The sequence below is a fragment of the Propioniciclava sp. genome (assembly GCF_029977985.1).
Taxonomy (GTDB): Bacteria; Actinomycetota; Actinomycetes; order Propionibacteriales; family Propionibacteriaceae; genus Propioniciclava.
This window is the reverse complement of sequence record NZ_JARKOT010000108.1, coordinates 1-1595: the sequence shown is the minus strand read 5'-3', so window position 1 is coordinate 1595 and position 1595 is coordinate 1. Positions and strand designations below refer to the sequence as shown.

Here is a 1595-nt window from a genome sequence, read left to right as displayed (position 1 = left end):
GATGCCGTAGGAGGCGATGTCGGCGTAGTCGGTGACCTTCTCGACGGTGGCGTCCAGGCCGAGGTGTTCGACGGCTGCGCGGGCCTCCTTCTCGAGGTTCACGCAGTTCTTGCAGCCGGGGCCGAGGATCTTGATGTGCATTCCGGGTTCCCTTTCCGAATCAGGCGTACAGCAGGTTGAACAGGTAGCCGACGACGATGATCCCCACCGTCACGGCGCCGAAGAAGATGCCGAGCAGCGGCGGCTTCATGACGCGGCGCAGCATGATGGCCTCGGGGATCGACAAGGCGATGGCCGACATCATGAACGCCATCACGGTGCCCAGTGGGAGCCCCTTCGACCAGAGTGCTTCGCCGATCGGCACGACGCCGCCGCCGTTGACGTACAGCGGGACCGCGAAGAGGGTGACCAGCGGGACGGCCAACGGATTGTCCGGGCCGGCGAAGGAGGCGAAGAAGTCGGCGGGCACCCAGCCGTGGATCGCCGCGCCGATCGCGACGCCCACGACGACCCATGCCCACACGCGCGTGAAGATCTCCCTGACGTCCTCGCGGGCGGCGTCCACGCGCTCGGCGAGCGTCGGTATGTGACCGTCCGCGCGGAGCCGCGCCATCCGCGTCGCGAACACCATGGGCTCGACCCAACGGTCCAGGTCGAAGCGCGACAGCACGAACCCGATCGCCATCGAGAGCAGCGAGCCCGCCACTACGTAGGCGACCGCCACGTCGACGCCGAAGTGGGCGCCGATCATGATCGCCGCGATCTCGCTGACCAGCGGCGACGCGATGAGGAACGTCAGCGTGATCGACAGCGGAATCCCCGCCGCCACGAAACCCATGAACAGCGGGATCGACGAGCACGAGCAGAACGGCGTCACCACGCCCAGCACGACCGCCATGAACAGTCCGACGAACAGCCCGCGGCCCTCGAGGAACGCGCGGGCACGCTCCACGTTCAGGCTGGCACGCAGGAGGCCGATCACGAACATCAAGCCCGACAGCAGCAGCAGGATCTTCACCGTGTCGTAGAAGAAGAAGTGGACCGCTCCCCCGAACTGGCCGGTCAGGTCCATCCGGAACAGGCCACCCAGCAGCCACGTCCAGACGTGCTCGTTCAGCGCGTACGCCGCCACCCAGACGGCGGCGAGCGCGGCCAGACCGAGGGCGACGCGCCGCGTCCGGCGGGTGTCCGGTCGCTGGATGGGGTCGGCAGCCATGGGCTCCTCGTATCGATCGACGTCGATATCGAAGCTACTCTCCATATCGACCAACGTCAATGTTCGGCTAGGGTGTCCGCATGGCGACAGTGGTCCAGGTGTTGGTCACCGAGTGCGCGACGGGCAGGCCGATCGCCCTCATGTCCGAGGTGGACGCCGCCGCTCGCGCCGCCGTCTTCAAGGCCCTCGGCGACCCCGTGCGCCTGCGGCTCCTGCACTACATCGCCGCCGCACCCGGCGGCACCGCCTGCGCCTGTTCCCTGCCCGACGCCCTCGGCATCGCCCAGCCCACCATGAGCCACCACCTCACCAAGCTCGTGGACGCCGGCCTGCTGCACCGCGAACGCCGCGGCCGCTGGGCGCACTACTCCGTCGTCGA

At 68.2% G+C, this 1595-nt stretch carries 3 protein-coding genes; 1 reads left to right on the top strand and 2 read right to left on the bottom strand.

The window, feature by feature from the left end:
* Both Q1K57_RS15720 and Q1K57_RS06990 read right to left on the bottom strand, forming a co-directional pair.
* The coding region (locus Q1K57_RS15720; RefSeq protein WP_366525350.1) for a thioredoxin family protein at nt 1–141 on the bottom strand (141 nt) is incomplete at its 3' end.
* A gap of 19 nt (nt 142–160) precedes the next feature.
* A complete protein-coding gene (locus tag Q1K57_RS06990; RefSeq protein ID WP_300080336.1) occupies nt 161–1216 on the bottom strand; it encodes a permease in 1056 nt (351 codons plus the stop codon).
* Nucleotides 1217–1296: 80 nt separating this feature from the next.
* Between Q1K57_RS06990 and Q1K57_RS06985 the strand changes: the two genes are divergently transcribed.
* Nucleotides 1297–1595, top strand: a 299-nt coding sequence (locus Q1K57_RS06985; protein ID WP_300080334.1) for a metalloregulator ArsR/SmtB family transcription factor, incomplete at its 3' end; no start/stop codon positions are given.

What these genes read in the sequence shown, in the direction of transcription:
- Q1K57_RS06990 (WP_300080336.1), bottom strand. Translation starts at nt 1,216, where the DNA reads ATGGCTGCCGACCCCATCCAGCGACCGGACACCCGCCGGACGCGGCGC.